The organism is Streptomyces sp. B21-105, assembly GCF_036898465.1.
Lineage (GTDB): Bacteria > Actinomycetota > Actinomycetes > Streptomycetales > Streptomycetaceae > Streptomyces.
This window is the reverse complement of sequence record NZ_JARUMJ010000001.1, coordinates 7,501,194-7,517,068: the sequence shown is the minus strand read 5'-3', so window position 1 is coordinate 7,517,068 and position 15,875 is coordinate 7,501,194. Positions and strand designations below refer to the sequence as shown.

General features: G+C 70.7%; 10 protein-coding genes and 3 pseudogenes. 8 read left to right on the top strand and 5 right to left on the bottom strand.

Annotated features, from left to right (window positions below; all coding sequences use genetic code 11):
• Nucleotides 1–77: 77 nt before the first annotated feature.
• From QA802_RS33655 to QA802_RS33630, 6 genes are all read left to right on the top strand, one after another.
• Nucleotides 78–515, top strand: coding sequence for a Fur family transcriptional regulator (locus QA802_RS33655; protein ID WP_319168696.1), 438 nt, complete (start codon nucleotides 78–80; stop codon nucleotides 513–515).
• A gap of 153 nt (nucleotides 516–668) precedes the next feature.
• Nucleotides 669–2,891, top strand: a complete 2,223-nt coding sequence (katG, locus tag QA802_RS33650) for a catalase/peroxidase HPI (protein WP_334530759.1) — start codon at nucleotides 669–671, stop codon at nucleotides 2,889–2,891.
• A gap of 374 nt (nucleotides 2,892–3,265) precedes the next feature.
• Nucleotides 3,266–4,756 (top strand): family 43 glycosylhydrolase, encoded by a 1,491-nt coding sequence (locus QA802_RS33645; RefSeq protein WP_334530757.1) that lies wholly within the window; start codon nucleotides 3,266–3,268, stop codon nucleotides 4,754–4,756.
• A 73-nt stretch (nucleotides 4,757–4,829) separates the two neighbouring features.
• Nucleotides 4,830–6,278, top strand: coding sequence for a family 43 glycosylhydrolase (locus QA802_RS33640; protein WP_334530754.1), 1,449 nt, complete (start codon nucleotides 4,830–4,832; stop codon nucleotides 6,276–6,278).
• A gap of 218 nt (nucleotides 6,279–6,496) precedes the next feature.
• Nucleotides 6,497–7,285 carry a polysaccharide deacetylase family protein gene (locus QA802_RS33635; RefSeq protein ID WP_334530751.1) on the top strand — a complete coding sequence of 263 codons (789 nt, stop codon included), beginning with the start codon at nucleotides 6,497–6,499 and terminating at the stop codon, nucleotides 7,283–7,285.
• Nucleotides 7,286–7,362: 77 nt separating this feature from the next.
• Nucleotides 7,363–7,803: an SRPBCC family protein gene (locus QA802_RS33630; protein ID WP_334530748.1), complete on the top strand. Its 441-nt coding sequence runs from the start codon at nucleotides 7,363–7,365 to the stop codon at nucleotides 7,801–7,803.
• Nucleotides 7,804–8,015: 212 nt separating this feature from the next.
• On the opposite strand, the gene QA802_RS33625 is transcribed toward QA802_RS33630, so the two are convergent.
• The 5 genes and pseudogenes from QA802_RS33625 to QA802_RS33605 all read right to left on the bottom strand — a co-directional run bounded on the left by QA802_RS33625 (nucleotide 8,016) and on the right by QA802_RS33605 (nucleotide 13,684).
• A complete protein-coding gene (locus QA802_RS33625; protein ID WP_334530745.1) occupies nucleotides 8,016–9,206 on the bottom strand; it encodes an XdhC family protein in 1,191 nt (396 codons plus the stop codon).
• A gap of 137 nt (nucleotides 9,207–9,343) precedes the next feature.
• A pseudogene (locus QA802_RS33620) lies at nucleotides 9,344–9,527 on the bottom strand (NCS2 family permease); the annotation flags it as partial.
• Between the two features lie 182 nt (nucleotides 9,528–9,709).
• On the bottom strand, nucleotides 9,710–12,130 hold the full coding sequence (locus tag QA802_RS33615) for a xanthine dehydrogenase family protein molybdopterin-binding subunit (RefSeq protein ID WP_334530742.1): 2,421 nt from the start codon (nucleotides 12,128–12,130) through the stop codon (nucleotides 9,710–9,712).
• Between the two features lies 1 nt (nucleotide 12,131).
• Entirely contained in the window at nucleotides 12,132–12,794 is a 663-nt protein-coding gene (locus tag QA802_RS33610; RefSeq protein ID WP_334530739.1) for a (2Fe-2S)-binding protein, read from the bottom strand.
• Nucleotides 12,794–13,684 carry an FAD binding domain-containing protein gene (locus tag QA802_RS33605; protein WP_334530737.1) on the bottom strand — a complete coding sequence of 297 codons (891 nt, stop codon included), beginning with the start codon at nucleotides 13,682–13,684 and terminating at the stop codon, nucleotides 12,794–12,796. The genes QA802_RS33610 and QA802_RS33605 overlap by 1 nt, the downstream gene beginning before the upstream one ends.
• A 385-nt stretch (nucleotides 13,685–14,069) precedes the next feature.
• On the opposite strand from QA802_RS33605, the pseudogene QA802_RS41745 reads away from it, so the two are divergent.
• Nucleotides 14,070–14,735: pseudogene (locus QA802_RS41745) on the top strand (PucR family transcriptional regulator ligand-binding domain-containing protein); the annotation flags it as partial.
• 101 nt (nucleotides 14,736–14,836) lie between these two features.
• Nucleotides 14,837–15,814, top strand: a pseudogene (locus QA802_RS41740) (PucR family transcriptional regulator); the annotation flags it as partial.
• Nucleotides 15,815–15,875: the final 61 nt, after the last annotated feature.

Here is a 15,875-nt window from a genome sequence, read left to right as displayed (position 1 = left end):
CCGCCCGACCCGCGACTTTCAGACTTGTGCAGTTCGTTTTCTTGAACCGTTCGTGTCTATGGCGTAGGTTCGAACGCATGACAGCACCCGGTACACCGACCACCGCCGAGGAGCTGCGCGGTGCCGGCCTGCGGGTGACGGCCGCCCGGGCCGCGCTGCTCGAGACCGTCCGGGCGGGCGACCACCTCGGGGTCGAGGCCATCGCCTCCGGGGTGCGCGACCGCGTCGGCCACATCTCGCTGCAGGCCGTCTACGACGCCCTGCACGCGCTGACCACGGCCGGGCTGGTGCGCCGCATCGAGCCGCCGGGCAGCCCCGCCCGGTTCGAGGGTCGCGTCGGTGACAACCACCACCACCTGGTGTGCCGGTCGTGCGGAGCCGTCGTCGACGTCGACTGCGCCGTCGGCCACGCCCCCTGTCTGACCGCCTCCGACGACCGCGGCTTCTCCATAGACGAGGCCGAGGTCATCTACTGGGGCCTGTGCCCCGACTGTTCGACCGTTCGCAGCACCTGAGCATCCGCAACAGCTGAGTATCCGCAGCACCGATCGTCCACAGGATCGCCGCGCCTCCGCAGGACCCCGCACATCCGCAGGACTCGAGACCCGAGCACCCGAACCCCTGCGGCACCTGAGCATGTGATCCGACCAGCCCAGAAGGATTCCCCCATGACCGAGAACCATGACGCGATCGTGACCGACTCGAAGGCGGCGGAGGCAGGTGGCTGCCCGGTCGCGCACGGCCGTGCCGCGCACCCGACCCAGGGCGGCGGCAACCGCCAGTGGTGGCCCGAGCGGCTCAACGTGCGGATCCTCGCGAAGAACCCCGCGGTGGCCAACCCGCTCGGCGAGGACTTCGACTACGCCGAGGCGTTCAAGGCGCTCGACCTCGCGGCCGTCAAGCAGGACGTCGCCGAGGTGCTGACCACGTCGCAGGACTGGTGGCCGGCCGACTTCGGCAACTACGGCCCGCTGATGATCCGCATGGCCTGGCACAGCGCGGGCACCTACCGCATCAGTGACGGCCGCGGCGGCGCCGGCGCCGGTCAGCAGCGGTTCGCCCCGCTCAACAGCTGGCCGGACAACGCCAACCTGGACAAGGCCCGCCGTCTGCTGTGGCCGGTCAAGAAGAAGTACGGCCAGTCCATCTCCTGGGCCGACCTGATGATCCTCACCGGCAACGTCGCGCTCGAGCAGATGGGCTTCACGACGTTCGGCTTCGCCGGCGGCCGCGAGGACGTCTGGGAGGCGGAGGAGGACGTCTACTGGGGCCCCGAGACCACTTGGCTCGACGACCGGCGCTACACCGGCGACCGCGAGCTGGAGAACCCGCTCGGCGCCGTCCAGATGGGCCTCATCTACGTCAACCCGGAGGGCCCGAACGGCAACCCGGACCCGCTGGCCGCGGCCCGCGACATCCGTGAGACGTTCCGCCGGATGGCGATGAACGACGAGGAGACGGTCGCCCTGATCGCGGGCGGTCACACCTTCGGCAAGACCCACGGCGCGGGCCCGGCGGACAACGTCGGCGCCGACCCCGAGGCCGCCTCGCTGGCCGAGCAGGGCCTCGGCTGGAAGAGCAGCTACGGCACCGGCAAGGGCGGCGACACCATCACCAGCGGCCTCGAGGTCACCTGGACCTCCACGCCGACGCAGTGGAGCAACGGTTTCTTCGACAACCTGTTCGGCTTCGAGTGGGAGCTGACGGAGAGCCCGGCCGGCGCGAAGCAGTGGGTGGCCAAGGACGGCGCGGGCGCGGGCACCGTCCCGGACGCCCACGACCCGTCGAAGCGGCACGCCCCGACGATGCTGACCACCGACCTGTCGCTGCGCTTCGACCCGATCTACGGGCCGATCTCGCGCCGCTTCCACGAGAACCCCGACCAGTTCGCGGACGCCTTCGCCCGCGCCTGGTACAAGCTCACCCACCGCGACCTGGGCCCGAAGTCGCTGTACCTCGGCCCGGAGGTCCCGGAGGAGACCCTGCTGTGGCAGGACCCGCTGCCGGCGGCCGACGGCGAGGTCATCGGCGCCGAGGACGTCGCGGCCCTGAAGGCCAAGCTCCTCGCCTCCGGCCTGACCGTCTCGCAGCTGGTGTCCACCGCGTGGGCCTCGGCCTCCACCTTCCGCGGCAGCGACAAGCGCGGCGGCGCCAACGGCGCCCGCATCCGCCTCGAGCCGCAGCGCGGCTGGGAGGTCAACGAGCCCGACGAGCTGGCGCAGGTGCTGCGCGTCCTCGAGGGCGTCCAGGCGGAGTTCAACTCCGGCGCGAAGAAGGTCTCGTTGGCCGACCTGATCGTCCTCGGCGGCGCCGCCGCCGTGGAGAAGGCCGCCAAGGACGCCGGACACGACGTTCAGGTCCCGTTCACGCCGGGCCGGGTGGACGCCTCGCAGGAGCAGACGGACGTCGAGTCGTTCGCCGCCCTCGAGCCGACCGCCGACGGGTTCCGCAACTACCTCGGCAAGGGCAACCGCCTGCCGGCCGAGTACCTGCTCCTCGACCGGGCGAACCTGCTCGACCTGAGCGCTCCCGAGCTGACCGTCCTCGTCGGCGGCCTGCGCGTCCTGGGTGCGAACCACGGGCAGTCCTCGCACGGCGTCCTCACCGACGCACCGGGCACGCTGACGAACGACTTCTTCGTCAACCTGCTCGACCTGGGCACGACCTGGTCGTCGACGTCCTCGGACCAGTCCCTCTTCGAGGGCCGCGACGCCGCCACGGGCGAGGTGAAGTGGACCGGCACCCGTGCCGACCTGGTCTTCGGCTCGAACTCCGAGCTGCGCGCGCTCGCCGAGGTCTACGCGAGCGACGACGCGAAGGAGAAGTTCGTGACGGACTTCGTCGCGGCGTGGGCCAAGGTCTCCGACCTCGACCGGTTCGACCTGGTCTGACACCGGCCCCTTCTACAGCGCAGCACACAGCACCGAACGTCAGGGCGTCCCGCCCGGCCCGCAGCGGCCGAGCGGGACGCCCTGGCGCGCTCGGCCGCGAACAGCCGCACGCGAGGGCGGACTCGTGAGCTCGTGAGCTCGTGAGCTCGTGAGCTCGTGAGCTCGTGAGCTCGTGAGCTCGTGAGCTCGTGAGCTCGTGAAAGCGCGCACATGAGCCGGTGAGCATGTGCCGGTTGTTTCCAGATCGACTGCCGATGCCGGTGAGACTGTCGAAACCATTGACGGGGACATGAACGCCCCATATCTTCTGGCCGAAGTTACGAACCCTGTTCGAGATATCGAACTTATGCTTCACGGACAAGGGACGGTCCTGTATGCCCTGGTTGAACCACCGCAGATCTGTGATCGTCTGCGTGCTGGCCCTTCTCCTCGCCCTGGTGGCGACGAGCCAGCCGGTGTCCGCGGCTGACGGCCGTTCGTACACCAACCCGGTGAAGTCGGCCAAGGGCGCCGATCCCTGGCTGGAGTACCACGAGGGCAACTACTACCTGATCACGACGACGTTCACGGGCGTCCTCGGCATCCGGAAGTCGCCGACGCTGGCCGGTCTCGCCAGCGCACCCACCGTGCAGGTGTGGTCGGACACCACGTCGACCCGCAACACCAACATCTGGGCGCCCGAGCTCCACCGGTTCAACGGCCACTGGTACCTGTACTACTCGGCCGGCCAGGGCGGCGTCGCCTGCTGCGACTCGCAGCGCACCCACGTGCTGGAGAGCGCCGGCACCGACCCGCTGGGCCCGTACACCTACAAGGGCTCGCTCACCGGATCCAACCTCACTCCGGGCGGCTGGCTGATCGACGCGAGCGTGCTGCAGGCGAACGGAAAACTGTTTCTCGTGGGAAGCGGTTCCGTGAACGGCAGCAGGCAGAGTCTCGTCATCGCGCCGATGAGCAACCCGTACACGCTGGCCAGCAACACGTTCACGGTGATTTCCAGCCCCACGCTGAGCTGGGAGACCTCGGGCGCGGCGGTCAATGAAGGGCCTGAACCGCTCTATCACGACGGCCGTACGTTTCTGACGTTCTCCGCGAGTTACTGCCAGACCCCGGACTACAAACTGGGCCTGCTGGAACTGACCGGCTCCGACCCGCTCAGCCCGGCATCCTGGACGAAGAAACAGACTCCGGTGTTCCAGCGCAGTGACGCGAACGGCGTCTACGGACCCGGTCACAACGGTTTCTTCAGCTCGCCGGACGGCACGGAGAACTGGATCGTCTACCACGCCAACAGCGCCTCCGACGGCGGCTGCGGCAACGGCCGCACGACCCGCGCCCAGAAGTTCACCTGGAACGCCGACGGAACGCCGAACTTCGGCACGCCGGTGTCGCTCGGCACGTCGCTCCCCGGCCCGTCGGGGGAGACGGCGGCGACGCCCACGGCGTACACCCTCGTCAACCGCAACAGCGGCAAGTGCCTCGACCTCGACGGCGGTTCCGGCGCCAACGGCACGAACATCTTCCAGTGGACCTGCAACGGCGGGACCAACCAGAAGTGGCGCGTCGAGGACCAGGGCGACGACACCAGCCGGCTGGTCAACGCCGCCACCGGCAAGGTGATGGACACCGCCGACTGCTCCGCCGCCGACGGCGCGGACCTGCGTCAGTGGACCTGGCTCAACAACAAGTGCCAGCGGTTCCGGCTCGTCTTCACCGCGACCGGTGACTACGTCCGGATCGTGAACGAGAACAGCGGCAAGGTCGCCGACGTCGCGAACTGCCAGAACACGAACGGCACCGACGTACGGCAGTGGACCTGGCTGAACAACGCCTGCCAGCAGTGGCGCCTCGCGCCCGCCTCCTGAACCGAGGACGTCGAACCCGTCCCACAACTCCTCGCCCCCTGTCAGCCACAGCGATCCCCCTTGGAGAACTCCTTTGAGACGCCACGCCGTTCGGCTGCTCCTGGCCGGCCTCGTCGCCCTCGCGGCCGCCTTCACCGGCCTGGGCGTCCCCGCCCAGGCCGCCGCACCCGCGTCCCCCGCGGTGACCTACACCAACCCGATCGCCGAGAAGCGGGCCGACCCGCACATCTTCAAGCACACTGACGGCTACTACTACTTCACCGCCACGGTCCCCGAGTACGACCGCATCGTGCTGCGCCGGGCGACGACCATCCAGGGCCTGTCGACGGCCCAGGAGGTCACCATCTGGACCAAGCACACCAGCGGGGTCATGGGCGCGCACATCTGGGCGCCGGAGATCCACTTCATCGACGGCAAGTGGTACGTCTACTTCGCGGCCGGCGCCACCAACGACATCTGGGCGATCCGGATGTACGTCCTGGAGGGCACCGGCGCCAACCCGCTCACCGCCACCTGGACCGAGAAGGGCCAGATCAAGACCACGTGGGAGAGCTTCTCGCTCGACTCCACCACGTTCGTCGTGAACGGCGTGCGCTACCTCGCCTGGGCGCAGCGCAACCCGGCCGAGAACAACAACACCAGCCTGTTCATCGCGAAGATGGCCAACCCCTGGACGATCACGGGCACGCCGGCGGAGATCTCCCAGCCGACGTTGTCCTGGGAGACGATCGGCTTCAAGGTCAACGAGGGCCCGGCGCTCATCCAGCACGGCAACAAGGTCTTCATGACCTACTCGGCGAGCGCCACCGACTCCAACTACTGCCTCGGCATGCTCACCGCGTCGGCGACGGCCGACCTCACCGACCCGGCGTCCTGGACCAAGGGGTCGCAGCCCGTCTTCACCAGCAACGCCGCGACCTCGCAGTACGGACCGGGCCACAACTCGTTCACGGTCTCCGAGGACGGCAAGTCCGACATCGTCGTCTACCACGACCGCAGCTACAAGGACATCTCCGGTGACCCGCTGAACGACCCCAACCGCCGCACCCGGGTGCAGAAGGTTTACTGGAAGGCCGACGGCACACCCGACTTCGGCACCCCGGTGGCCGACGGCGTCACCCCGCAGCGCTTCTCCTCGTACAACTTCGCCGACCGGTTCATTCGCCACTGGGAGTACCGCGCGAAGATCGAGGCGAACGTCAGCCCGCTCGCCGACTCGCAGTTCCGGGTGGTGACAGGGCTCACCGGGTCCGGCACGGTCTCGCTGGAGTCCGCGAACTTCCCGGGCTACTACCTGCGGCACAAGAACTCCGAGGTGTGGGTGGAGAAGAACGACGGCACGTCGACGTTCGCCTCGGACGCCAGCTTCTACCCCCGGGCGGGACTCGCCGACTCGGCGGGCGTCAGCTACGAGTCGTACAACAACGCCGGCCGCTACATCCGCCACTACAACTACCTGCTGTACGTGCAGACGCCGAGCACGGCGACCGACCGGGCAGACGCGACGTTCTACGCCCAGTGACACTCTTGTCAGCTGCCCCGTAACACTCTCGTCGAGGTGAGGACGGCGCTCCGACAGCCCGCGAACAGCGGTGCCGTCGGAGCGCCGCCCTGTTCACTGCCCCGCGCCTGGCGGACGGGCAACCGTGTGCGACGGGTTTCCGGCGGACGGGCGACGGCACACAACGCACAGACGAGAGGCTATACGCGGCGTGTATACGCTTTATGTATAGTCACGCCATGCATTCATTGACCAGGAAGACGAAGAACACGGGGGCCTGGTTGCGCGGCATCGCCGTGTCGGTGGCGGCCGCCTGCCTGACGGTCACGCTCACCGGCTGCGGCGGCGTCGACGCCGCCCATCCGAGCGCCGCCCGGGCCCTGCCCGCGTCCACCACGCAGGCCGCCCGCTTCGGCTCCGTCGACTGCCGGGTGGCGAAGTGCATCGCCCTCACCTTCGACGCCGGACCGAGCGAGAACTCCGCCCGGCTGCTCGACATACTCAAGGAGAGACAGGTCCCGGCGACCTTCTTCCTGTTGGGCAAGGGACACATCGACACCTACCCCGAGCTCGTCAGACGCATGGCCGCCGAGGGGCACGAGGTGGCCAGCCACACCTGGGACCACAAGATCCTCACGCGGATCGAGCCGCAGAAGATACGCGAGGAACTCCAGCGGCCCAACGACGAGATAGAGCGCCTCACCGGCCGGCGCCCCACTCTGATGCGTCCACCGCAGGGACGCACCGACGAGACGGTGCACGAGATCTGCCACGAGCTGGGCCTCGCCGAGGTGCTGTGGACGGTGACCGCCAAGGACTACACGACGACCGATTCCGCACTGATCCGGCGCCGGGTACTCGCCCAGGCCGACCGGGACGGCATCATCCTGCTGCACGACATCTATGACGGGACAGTGCCGGCCGTGCCCGGAATCATCGATGCGCTGAAAGAGCGCGGATTCGTTTTCGTGACCGTTCCTCAGCTGCTGGCGCCCGGCAGGGCCGAGCCGGGGAAGGTCTACCGCTGACCGGAACCCGCCGCCCGCCCCGCCCGTGAGCCGGTGCGGAGACCGCGGAACCGGCCGGTGCCCCTACCATCGCGGACATGGTCGTCTTCCAGGTGGAACGCACGGTCCCGCTGTCCGGGGAGGACGCCTGGGGGCGTCTGACGCAGTGGTCCAGGCACGGCGACGTGGTGCCCTTCACCCGCATCCGTGTCCTCACTCCCCCGCCGACCCGCGAGGGCACGGTCTTCGTGGCGCGTTCGGGTATCGGCCCGCTCGCCTTCGACGACCGGATGGAGGTGGCCGGGTGGCAGCCGCCCGCCGACGACGAGCCGGGCCGGTGCCGACTGGAGAAGCGCGGCCGCGTCGTCCTCGGCTGGGCCGAGATCGAGGTGCGGGCCCTCCCCGGCGGCCGGGCCCGGGTGAACTGGCGGGAGGCGTTGCGGGTGCGCTTTCTCCCGTCTTTCTTCGACCCTCTCCTCAAAGCCTCGGCGAGGTCGGTCTTCGGACGCGCGGTCGACCGCCTCCTCCGCACACCCTGAGGCGTCCGACCGGCGCCGGGAAGGAGGTCCTGCGAGCGCCGAGCGGCTCAGCATGCATGACAGTGGCAGCTCGCCACGGCATGACCGTGGCAGGCGTGACACCAGGTGCGGCCCGCCGTGTCCCGACGCCACGCCGTGTCCCGACGCCACGCCGTGTCCCGACGCCACGCCGTGGCCCGACGGCACGCCGTCGCCGGGCCGGGAACCGCGGCTCAGGCCACCGATCCGATCCGCCCGGCAGGCGGCGACGTCACATCGTGATGGATCGGCGTGTGCGCCCCCGTGAGCGGGACCCCGCTGCCGCCGCGCCGTTCGGCGACGATCTCCGCGGCGATCGACAGCGCCGTCTCCTCGGGTGTCCGGGCCCCCAGGTCAAGGCCGATGGGTGACCGCAACCGCGCCAACTCCAGCTCTGTCACGCCCACTTCGCGCAGCCGGGCGTTACGGTCGAGGTGCGTGCGCCGGGAGCCCATCGCGCCGACGTAGGCGACCGGCAGCCGCAACGCCAGCCGCAGCAGCGGTACGTCGAACTTGGCGTCGTGGGTGAGGACGCACAGGACGGTCCGCGCGTCCACCGGTGTGCGCTCGAGGTACCTGTGCGGCCAGTCGACGACGATCTCGTCGGCCTCGGGGAAACGGGCCGCGGTCGCGAAGACGGGACGGGCGTCGCAGACCGTCACGTGGTAGTTCAGGAACTTGCCGACCCGCACCAGCGCCGACGCGAAGTCGATCGCCCCGAACACGATCATCCGGGGCGCGGGCACCGACGACTCCACGAAAACCGTGAGCGGCGCCCCGCAGCGTGCGCCCTGCTCGCCGATCTCCACCGTTGTGGTGCGTCCGGCGTCCAACAACGCGCCCGCCTCGGCCGCGACCGAGCGGTCGAGCTCGGGGTGAGCGCCGAAACCGCCGTGGTGGGCGGCGGTGCGGCGGGCGGAGGGGGTGTCGCCGCCGCGAGCGCCGTCCGCGTGCACCAGCAGCGCGCGGCCGACGAGGTGGGCTGGTCCGTCCACGATCCTCGCCAGCGCCGCCGCCTCCCCGGCGGCCGCGGCGCGCAGGCCGGCCGCGATCACCGGGCGGACGGGATCGCCGACCCGCACCGGGGTGACCAGCACGTCGATGCTTCCCCCGCAGGTGAGCCCCACGGCGAAGGCGTCGTCGTCGCTGTAGCCGAAGCGTTCACGGACCGGCTGCCCGTCCTCCAGCGCCTGCCGGCAGAGCTCGTACACCGCGCCCTCCACGCAGCCGCCGGAGACCGAGCCGATGGCCGTGCCGTCGGCGGCCACCGCGAGGGCGGCGCCGGGCCGGCGGGGCGCGCTGCCGCCGACGGCCACCACCGTGGCGACGGCGAAGTCACGGCCCTGCCCGACCCACCGGTCGAGCTCGTCGGCGATGTCCAGCATCTCTCGGTCTCCTTGACTGCGGTGGTGTGGCGGACGCTGCCCGGCAGGGGCGGCCGTCGGGCGGCTAGTGCAGGCCCAGCCGGCTCTCGATCAGGTGGAGGGAGAAGTAGACGAGGAAGATCGCCGTCAGTCCCCACATGAAGCAGGAGGATGTACGCCATCGCCATGAACGTGGTGACGCCGCCGCGCACTTCGCGCGCGACCCGTGGATCCCCGCCGGGATATGTGGAAGTACCGGTCGAGCCGAGAGCCTCCGGCGAGGACATGGGTGTGCTCGCCCGCGTCGTCCGAGACGGTCTTCGGCTGCAGTGACTGGGTCATGTGGGCCTGCTCCCAAGGTTCAAAGGGGCACCCGCGCGCCGCTTCGCGCGGCGCTCACTGCGTTTGCGGGATTTGGGAAGGTGCGTCGGCCGCACGACCCGGGGGACGGCCCGAGACGAACGATCTGCGTGCTCCGGGCGGCGCGGAGGGTGTGACGTTCCGTGCGCCGCCCGGAGGGACTGTCACGCCGTGCCGGTCAGATGCTCCGGACGGACCGGTGTGCGGTTGAGCTCCAGCCCGGTCGCGTCCCGGATCGCCGCGAGGACGGCCGGGGTCGAGGACAGGGTGGGCGCCTCGCCGATGCCGCGCAGCCCGTAAGGCGCGTGCTCGTCGGCGAGTTCGAGCACGTCGACCGGGATGGTCGGCGTGTCGAGAATCGTGGGAATCAGATAGTCCGTGAAGGACGGGTTCCTGACCTTCGCGGTCCTCGGGTCGACGATGATCTCCTCCATGACCGCGACGCCCAGTCCCTGAATGGTGCCGCCTTGGATCTGACCGATGGCGGAAAGCGGGTTCAGGGCTTTTCCGACGTCCTGCGCGCAGGCCAGTTCGATGACCTTCACCAGGCCCAGCTCGGTGTCGACCTCGACGACGGCACGGTGTGCGGCGAAGGAGTACTGGACGTGCCCGAAGCCCTGTCCTGTGCGCAGGTCGAAGGGCTCGGTCGGCCGGTGCCGCCACTGCGCCTCGACCTCGACGGCCTCGTCCTCGAGCACGTCGACCAGGTCGGCGAGGACCTCGCCGCCGTCGGTGACGACCTTGCCACCCTCCAGGAGCAGCTCGGCGGTGGCCCAGGCCGGGTGGTAGGAGCCGAACCTGCGGCGCCCGATCTCCAGGACCTTCTCCCGGACGAGCTCGCAGGAGTTCTTGACGGCGCCGCCGGTGACGTACGTCTGCCGGGAGGCCGAGGTCGAACCGGCGCTGCCCACCCGGGTGTCCGCCGGCTGGATGGTCACCTGCGCGACGCCCAGCTCGGTGCGGGCGATCTGGGCATGGACGGTGACACCGCCCTGGCCGACCTCCGCCATCGCGGTGTGGACGGTCGCGACGGGCTCGCCGGCGATCACCTCCATGCGGACCCTGGCGGTCGAGTAGTCGTCGAAACCCTCGGAGAAGCCGACGTTCTTGATGCCGACCGCGTAACCGATTCCTCGTACGACGCTCTCGCCGTGCGTGGTGTTGGACAGACCGCCGGGCAGCTGCCGTACGTCCGCGCCCTCGCTGCTCTCCCACTGGCGCTCCGGCGGCAGCGGCATCGCCTTGACGCGGCGCAGGAGTTCGGCGACCGGAGCCGGGGAGTCGACCGGCTGGCCGGTGGGCATGATCGTGCCCTGCTCCATGGCGTTGAGCCGGCGGAACTCCACCCGGTCCATGCCCACCGCGTCGGCGAGCTTGTCCATCTGCGCCTCGTAGGCGAAGCACGCCTGGACCGCGCCGAAGCCGCGCATGGCGCCGCAGGGCGGATTGTTGGTGTAGAGGGCGACGGCCTCGATGTCGACGTCGTCGACCACGTAAGGGCCGATCGACAGCGAGGCGGCGTTGCCGACGACCGCGGGGGACGCGGAGGCGTACGCCCCGCCGTCCAGGACGATGCGGCACTTCACATGGGTGAGCTTGCCGTCCTGGGTGGCGCCGTGTTCGTAGGTGAGCTTGGCGGGGTGGCGGTGGACGTGCCCGAAGAAGGACTCGAAACGGTTGTAAACGATTTTGACGGGTTTCCCGGTGCGCAGGGCCAGCAGGCAGGCGTGGATCTGCATGGACAGGTCCTCGCGGCCGCCGAACGCGCCGCCGACGCCGGCCAGCGTCATCCGCACCTTGCTCTCGGGCAGACCGAGCACGGGGGCGATCTGGCGCAGGTCGGAGTGGAGCCACTGGGTGGCGATGTAGAGGTGGACGCCGCCGTCCTCGTCCGGCACGGCGAGTCCCGACTCGGGGCCGAGGAACGCCTGGTCCTGCATGCCGAAGGTGTACTCGCCGCGGACGACGAAGTCGGCCCGCTCGGCGGCTGCTTCGGCGTCGCCCCGGACGATCGGCTGGCGGTGGACGATGTTGGGGTGCGCGACGTGAGCGCTGTGGTGGTCGTCGCGGGCCTCGTGGATCAGGAGCGCGTCGGGGGCGGTCGCGGACGCCTCGTCGGTGATGACGGGCAGTTCGCGGTACTCGACCTTGATCTTGGCAGCCGCGCGGCGGGCGGTCTCGGGGTGGTCGGCGGCCACGATGGCGACCGGCTCGCCGTGATGGCGGACCCTGCCGTGGGCTAGGACCGGGGTGTCCTGGATCTCCAGGCCGTAGGTGCGCACCTCGGTGGGCAGGTCGTCGTAGGTCATGACGGCGTGCACGCCCGCCGTCGCGAGGGCCTCGGAGACGTCGATGGAGACGATCTCGGCGTGGGCGACCGGGGAACGCAGGATCTGGCCCCACAGCATGTCCTCGTGCCACATGTCGGACGAGTAGGCGAACTCGCCGGTGACCTTGAGGGTGCCGTCGGGGCGCAGCGTGGACTCCCCGATGCCGCCCTTGGTCCCGGTCTCCTGGGTGATCTTGGTGGGGGTGCCGACCGGAGTGCTCTTCGCTCGAGCGGAGCCGTGCGTGGGCAAGGGCATCTCAGACCGCCTCTCCCTGCCGGGCGGCCGCCAGACGGACCGCGTCCATGATTTTTTCGTAACCGGTGCAGCGGCACAGATTGCCCGACAGGGCCTCGCGGATGTCCGCGTCGGTCGGGTTCGGGTTGCGCTCGAGCATCTCGTCGGCGGCCACCAGCAGACCGGGGGTGCAGAAGCCGCACTGCACGGCTCCGGCGTCGATGAACGCCTGCTGGATGGGGGCGAGCCCGGAGCCCTCGCCGGTCTGCGAGTCGGCCGGCCGCTCGGCCTCGCTCCCCCAGGCGTCGCTCAGGGGCGCCCGCTGCTGCCCGCTCTGCGCCGGAGAAACGTTGCAGGAACCGGTTTCGCAACCGCCGTGTACCGCATCGCCGTGGGCCGCATCACCGTGTGTCGCACCGCCGTGTGCCGCGCGCTGTCGGGCGTGCTCGGCGAGTCCCTCGACGGTGACGACGTCGCGGCCTTCCACCTGACCGGCGGCGACCAGACACGAGCAGACCGCCACGCCGTCCAGCCGGACCGTGCACGAGCCGCACTCGCCCTGCTCGCAGGCGTTCTTCGAGCCGGGCAGTCCGAGCCGCTCGCGCAGCACGTAGAGCAGGCTCTCGCCCTCCCACACGTCGTCGGCTTCCTGCGGACGCCCGTTGACCGTGAAGTTGACGCGCATTACGCAGCTCCCTCCGAGTTGCGGCGGGCGCCGCGGTACGACTCCCAGGTCCAGGTGAGCGTCCGGCGGGCCATGACGCCGACCGCGTGGCGGCGGTAGCTCGCGGTGCCCCGGACGTCGTCGATGGGGTTGCAGGCGGCCGCGCAGAGCTGGGCGAACTGCTTGGCCACGGACGGCGCGATGATTTTTCCGTTGTCCCAGAAACCGCCTTCTTCGAGCGCGGCGTTCAGGAAGTCCTCGGCGGTCTTCGCCCGGACGGGGGTGGGGGCGGCGGAGCCGATGCCGGTGCGCACGGTCCGGGTCTCGGGGTGCAGCGCGAGCCCGAACGCGCAGACCGCGATGACCATGGCGTTGCGGGTGCCGACCTTGGAGTACTGCTGCGGACCGTCGGCCTTGTTGACGTGAACCGCGCGGATCAGCTCGTCGGGGGCGAGCGCGTTGCGCTTCACGCCGGTGTAGAAGGCGTCGATCGGGATCCGGCGCACGCCGCGCACCGACTCGGCCTCGACCTCGGCGCCGGCCGCGAGCAGCGCGGGGTGGGCGTCGCCGGCCGGGGACGCGGTGCCGAGGTTGCCGCCGACGCCGCCGCGGTTGCGGATCTGCGGGGACGCCACCGTGTGCGAGGCGAGCGCGAGGCCGGGCAGCTCGGCGCGCAGGCTCTCCATGATCTGGGCGTACGGGACACAGGCGCCGAGCCGCACGCTGTCCTCGCCGGTCTCCCACTCGTAGAGGTCACCGACACGGTTGAGGTCGAGCAGGTACTCGGGCCTGCGGTGGTCGAAGTTGATCTCGACCATCACATCGGTGCCACCCGCAATCGGCACAGCGGTGGGGTGCTCGGCCTTGGCGGCGAGCGCCTCCTCCCAGCTTGCGGGGCGAAGGAAGTCCATGACCGGCTCTCTTCTTCGTCTCATGAGTCTCGTGAGTCGTTCGGTTCGAGCCAGAATCGGGTGCGGCGGGCCCGGCTCGTTCATGTGCTGTTCACGCGGAATGAGCCCAGTACACAGCGCCTTGCGCCGACCGGGTCAGTCACGGAAACCATGAAGGAGTTGGCTGGTCGGTACGGGCATCTTGTAGATTCGTATGAACGCAGGCCCTCGGTAACCTCCTCGTTTTCCTGTGGAAACGTAGGAAACAGCCTGGCGATCGAAGAATGCGGTCGGTGACCGGGACGCCTCGGCGTCCGGCCCGGAGGCGGGGGCGAGGCAGGTCGCCGTCCACCGCACCCTTCAGGATTCATCGTAGATTTCGAGACAGAGAAACGGCGGCGACGAGATGCGGCTGCGCGCACTTGTGGACACCGATGCGCTGGGCCTCAGGCTCCTCGGCGGCGAGGACGAACTGGACCGCTCGGTGCGGGGCGTCATGACCACCGACCTGAGGGACCCCAGCCGGTATCTCTCCGGCGGCGAGCTGGTGCTTACGGGTCTGGCCTGGCGACGGGACGCGGCGGACTCCGAGCCGTTCGTGCGGCTCCTGGTGCAGGCCGGCGTGGCCGCCCTGGCAGCCGGCGAGGCGGAGCTCGGCGACGTCCCGGAGGACCTTGCCGCGGCCTGCGCCCGGCACCGGCTGCCGCTGTTCGCCGTGCACGAGTCGGTGGCCTTCGCGACGATCACCGAGCATGTCGTCCGGCAGGTCTCCGGCGAGCGGGCGGGGGACCTCGCGGCCGTCGTCGACCGGCACCGCCGGATGATGACCTCGGGCCCGGCCGGCGGCGGCCCGGACGTCGTCCTGGACCTGCTCGGCTCCGACCTGGACCTGCGCGCATGGGTCCTGTCCCCGACTGGCCGGCTCGTCGCGGGTCCGAAGGCGGCCGGCCGGGCCTGCCGACCGAGGTGTGCGCGCAGCTCGCGGCGGAGCACCTGGCGGCCGTCCGCACGGGCCGGCCCGGACCGCACCGGGTGAACATCGGCTCGGTGACGTACTCGCTCTTCCCGATCCGCGGCGGCAGGCCCGCGGCACAGGCCGCACCGACCTCCCAGGTCGCGCCGGTCTCCCAGGTCGTGCGGGACGTGCGGGACGTGCGGGACGTGCGGGACGTGCGGGACGTGCGGGAGAGCGTCCTGTCGGACTGGCTGCTGGCCGTCGAGGCGGACGCCGGTGAATGGGCGGACGAGCGCCTCGACCTGCTCCAGGGCGTCACCCAGCTGATCGCCGTCGAGCGGGAGCGCCGGGACGCGGCGCGCGCGGTCCGCCGGCGGCTCGCGCAGGAGGTGCTGGAACTGGTCCAGACGGGCGCGGCCCCCGCGGAGATCGCCGCCCGCCTGCGGGTGGCCGCGCCCGTGCTGCTGCCCGGCCTCGGGGCCGCCCCGCACTGGCAGGTGGTCGTGGCCCGCGTCGAGTGGGCCGACGGCGGCCTCGAAGCCGGCCCGGTGGCCCAGTCGCTCCTCGAGGAGATCCTGGTCGACCCGCTCGCCGGCGGCCCCGAGCCCTCCGACCGCATCGCCGTCGCCCACTCGGGGGACGAGGCCGTCGCCCTGGTCCCGCTGCAGGCGGTGACGGGCGAGCACGACAGCTCCGAGACCGGCGTCCTCGCCGACGCGCTGCTGGCGGCCGTACGCGAGCCGCTGTCGGCCGGTCTGGACGGCGACGGGCGGCTCACGCTGGGGGTCAGCGCGGCGGTGCACTCGGCGGAGGGGCTGCGCGGGGCGCTGGAGGAGGCCCGGCACGCCCGGCGGGTGGCCGCCGCCCGGCCCGGCCGGGTCTGCGCGGCGGGGCATCAGGAACTCGCTTCGCACGTGCTTCTGCTGCCGTTCGTCCCGGACGACGTGCGCCGGGCGTTCACCGCCCGGCTGCTGGACCCCCTGCGCGACTACGACCGGCGGCACCGCGCCGAGCTGATCCCGACGCTCGAGGCGTTTCTCGACTGCGACGGTTCGTGGACCCGGTGCGCCTCCCGTCTGCACCTGCACGTCAACACCCTGCGCTACCGGGTCGGGCGTATCGAGCAGTTGACGGGCCGTGACCTGTCGCGACTGGAGGACAAACTGGACTTCTTCCTGGCCCTGCGCATGAGTTGAGGCCGGACCGGCGCCGGAGGCCGCCCGTCGGCCGCCGCCGGGCGAAACCCGGAGGACGGAA